The sequence below is a fragment of the Streptomyces sp. adm13(2018) genome (genome assembly GCF_008042145.1).
Lineage (GTDB): Bacteria > Actinomycetota > Actinomycetes > Streptomycetales > Streptomycetaceae > Streptomyces.
Genome location: NZ_RDBH01000105.1, coordinates 1 through 3,328, shown reverse-complemented (window position 1 = coordinate 3,328; position 3,328 = coordinate 1). Strand labels below are relative to the sequence as shown.

Annotated in this window: 3 protein-coding genes and 2 pseudogenes; 3 read left to right on the top strand and 2 right to left on the bottom strand. The window is 72.7% G+C overall.

Annotated elements, in window-relative coordinates; all coding sequences use genetic code 11:
- Positions 1-133 precede the first annotated feature (133 nt).
- Entirely contained in the window at positions 134-838 is a 705-nt protein-coding gene (locus EAO70_RS37810) for a GNAT family N-acetyltransferase (protein WP_187283817.1), read from the top strand.
- 93 nt (positions 839-931) lie between these two features.
- On the opposite strand, the pseudogene EAO70_RS09460 reads toward EAO70_RS37810, so the two are convergent.
- Positions 932-1,351: pseudogene (locus tag EAO70_RS09460) on the bottom strand (nitroreductase family deazaflavin-dependent oxidoreductase); the annotation flags it as partial.
- Between the two features lie 153 nt (positions 1,352-1,504).
- On the opposite strand from EAO70_RS09460, the gene EAO70_RS09455 reads away from it, so the two are divergent.
- Both EAO70_RS09455 and EAO70_RS09450 read left to right on the top strand, forming a co-directional pair.
- Positions 1,505-1,909, top strand: a complete 405-nt coding sequence (locus tag EAO70_RS09455) for a MarR family winged helix-turn-helix transcriptional regulator (RefSeq protein WP_148002590.1) — start codon at positions 1,505-1,507, stop codon at positions 1,907-1,909.
- Positions 1,910-1,951: 42 nt separating this feature from the next.
- The gene (locus tag EAO70_RS09450; RefSeq protein WP_148002563.1) at positions 1,952-3,049 is read left to right on the top strand and encodes a calcium:proton antiporter; all 1,098 of its coding nucleotides are present in this window, start codon (positions 1,952-1,954) and stop codon (positions 3,047-3,049) included.
- A gap of 94 nt (positions 3,050-3,143) precedes the next feature.
- Here EAO70_RS09450 and EAO70_RS09445 read toward each other — a convergent pair.
- Positions 3,144-3,328 (bottom strand): annotated as a pseudogene (locus EAO70_RS09445) (ionic transporter y4hA); the annotation flags it as partial.

Below are 3,328 nucleotides of genomic sequence, written 5' to 3'. Positions count from 1 at the left end.
ACCCGGCCCGGCCCGGCCCCGGGCCGGGCCGGGCCGGGGCCGCCGACCCGTCCGGCCTAGACTTCGTGTGCGAGGGGGTCGCCCGCGGTGGCCGCCTTTCCCGTTCGGCACGGAGCTCGAGAGGCACCCCACGATGGCGGATCGCGATCCCTTCGTCCTTGACGACCCCGTGGGGGAGTCCCTGCGGGGCCGTCACGCGCACCTCGCACGCCGCGTCGGCGGGGCCGCCACCTATCTGCCGGACGTCTCGACCTTCGCCGCGGTGTCCGCGGACCCGGCTCCGGAGCGGTGGGCCGAGCTGGTGGAACTCCTCGGCCGGGACGCGTTCGCCGACATGTTCAGCTGCCCGGTCCTCCCGCCGTCGGACTGGGAGCCCGTCTTCGTCCTGGAGGGCCGGCAGATGATCCGCCCGGAGGGCGCCGACGCCCTGTCTCCGGGCGACGAGGCCGACGGGCCCGTGGTCGAACTCGGTGCGGACCACGTGCCCGAGATGCTGGAACTCGTCGAGCGGACCAGGCCCGGACCGTTCTGGTCCCGCACCCCCGAACTCGGCACCTATCTGGGCATCCGCGAGAAGGGCGAGCTGGTGGCCATGGCCGGCGAGCGGCTCCGGCCCCCGGGGTGGACCGAGATCAGCGCGGTCTGCACCGCGCCCGAGGCCCGGGGCCGGGGTCACGCGGCCCGCCTGGTGGGCGCGCTCGCCGCGCGCATCGAGGCGCGGGGCGAAGGGGCCTTCCTCCACGTCGCCGAGGCCAACACCGGGGCGATCGCCCTGTACGAGAAGCTGGGCTTCGTGACCCGCCGACCGGTGACCTTCCGCGGCTTCCGCACCCGGTAGCACCCGCGCCCGCCACCGGCCCGCGGGTCACCGCCCCGGGCCCTACCCGCGGGGCGCCGGCCCCGACTGCGCCTCCTCGTGGGCGAAGTGGTCCTCCACCCGGTGCAGGGCGACGACCGGGATGATCCGGTCCGTGGCGGCCTGGTAGGCGGCGAAGCCCGGGTCGCGGCCGGCCTGCTCCGCGTACAGCCGGTCCCGTTCCTCGCCCTCCGTCACCACCGCCGTCGCCCCGAAGCGCTCGACGGTCCCCTCCGGCGTGCCGATCTCGACGGTCACGTACGGGTCGGCGCCGAGGTTGTGGAACCAGGCGGGGTGCTTCGGTCCGCCGCCGTTCGACGCGAAGACGAGCAGCCGGGCCCCGTCGCGCGCGTACACGGCCGGGGTGGTGTGCGCCCGTCCGCTGCGCGCTCCCGTCGTGGTGAGCAGGAGCAGGGCCGCCCCCTCGAACATCCCGCCCACGCGGCCGCCGTTGGCGCGGAACTCCTCGATGACCTGTCGGTTGAGATCGGGCATGGCTGTGCCTTCCGGTAGCATCGATTCCGACCGATCTATTTGCTTTGAAAGCAAAGCTAAAAGGGAGGGTGCACGGTGTCAACCGCACACGAGGGGGACGAGGCCGCCGCCGGGCCGGAACTCGACGAGGCCGTGCGCACCTTGCTGCTGCTCATGCCTCGGATGGTCTCGCGGGCGAAGCGCATCAGGATTCCCGAGGAACTGCAGACGCTCACGCTCGCGCCCCGTCACCTCTCCCTGCTCGCCTATCTCCTGTTCGACGGATCGCTGAGCGTCAACGAGCTCGCCGCCCGCCTGGAGATCGCCCCGACGACCGTGAGTCTCATGGTGGGCGACCTGGCGAAGAAGGGTGTACTGGAACGGGTCGAGGACCCCGCCGACCGCAGGCGCAAGATCGTCTCCATCGCGCCGGCGCACGCAGCCGCGATCGACGGCTGGCTCGGCCGCAGTGCCGACGCCTGGCGCTCCGCCCTCGCGCCGCTCGACGCGGCCCAGCGGGCGATGTTCCTCGAGACCCTCACCGCGTACGAGCGCGGCCTCAGCGACCCCTTGGATTGACCGAAACCGGGCGAAAGCCCCCTTTGTGGCAGGATGCGGATCATGAGTTCGAGCACGGCGTCATTGACACGGCAGTGGACCACCTGGGGGCCGGTGGTGGCCGCGCTTGCGCTTGTCGCGGCCTGGGGGCGCGACCTCCCGGGGTTCGCCATCGGCCTCATCGCGCTCTGCCTGATCGCCGCCGTTCTCGCCGCGGTCCACCACGCCGAGGTCATCGCCCACCGGGTGGGCGAACCGTACGGCTCGCTCGTCCTCGCGGTGGCCGTCACCGTCATCGAGGTCGGGCTCATCGTCTCGCTGATGGTGGGAGGCGGTGAGAAGACGTCGAGCTATGCGCGGGACACCGTGTTCGCCGCCGTCATGATCACCTGCAACGGCATCGTCGGCCTGTCCCTGCTCGTCGCCGCGCTCCGCAACCGGGTCGCCGTCTTCAACGCCGAGGGGTCCGGCGGCGCACTCGCCACCGTCTGCACCCTCGCCACGATGACGCTCGTCCTGCCCACCTTCACCACCAGCCACCCGGGCCCCGAGTTCTCCGGCGTGCAGCTCGCCTTCGCCGCCGTCGCCTCCCTCTGCCTGTACGGCGTCTTCGTCGGCGTCCAGACGGTCCGTCACCGGGACTACTTCCTGCCCGTCCCGCGCCCCGGCCACGACTCGGAGGACGACCACGCGGACCCGCCGACCCGGCGTGACGCCTGGACCAGCCTCGGACTGCTCGTGGTCGCCCTCGTCGCCGTCGTCGGCAACGCCAAGGTGATCTCCCCGACGATCGAGGACGGCGTCCAGTCGGCCGGCCTGCCCAAGGCGGTCGTCGGTGTCGTCATCGCCCTGATGGTGCTGCTTCCCGAGACCCTCGCCGCCGTCCGCGCGGCCCGCAGAGACCGCGTCCAGACCAGCCTGAACCTCGCGTACGGCTCCGCGATCGCCAGCATCGGCCTGACGATCCCGGCCATCGCGCTCGCCTCGATCTGGCTGTCCGGTCCGCTGGTCCTGGGCCTGGGTCCGCTCCACATGGTCCTGCTCGTCCTCACCGGAGTGGTGAGCGCGCTGACCGTGGTGCCCGGACGGGCCAACCTCCTCCAGGGCGGCGTCCACCTCTCGATCTTCGCCGCCTTCGTGTTCCTGTCGTTCAGTCCCTGACGGCCACCGCCCGCGGCGCGGGCGGGCGCGGGACGTCCTTCCCGCGGTACGGGGGAGGCCATCCGGCGCCCGCCCGCGCCGCGGGCGGTGGCCGTCAGGGACTGAACGACAGGAACACGAAGGCGGCGAAGATCGAGAGGTGGACGCCGCCCTGGAGGAGGTTGGCCCGTCCGGGCACCACGGTCAGCGCGCTCACCACTCCGGTGAGGACGAGCAGGACCATGTGGAGCGGACCCAGGCCCAGGACCAGCGGACCGGACAGCCAGATCGAGGCGAGCG

What these genes read in the sequence shown, in the direction of transcription:
- EAO70_RS37810 (WP_187283817.1), top strand. Translation starts at nt 134, where the DNA reads ATGGCGGATCGCGATCCCTTCGTCCTTGACGACCCCGTGGGGGAGTCC.
- EAO70_RS09450 (WP_148002563.1), top strand. Translation starts at nt 1,952, where the DNA reads ATGAGTTCGAGCACGGCGTCATTGACACGGCAGTGGACCACCTGGGGG.
- EAO70_RS09455 (WP_148002590.1), top strand. Translation starts at nt 1,505, where the DNA reads ATGCCTCGGATGGTCTCGCGGGCGAAGCGCATCAGGATTCCCGAGGAA.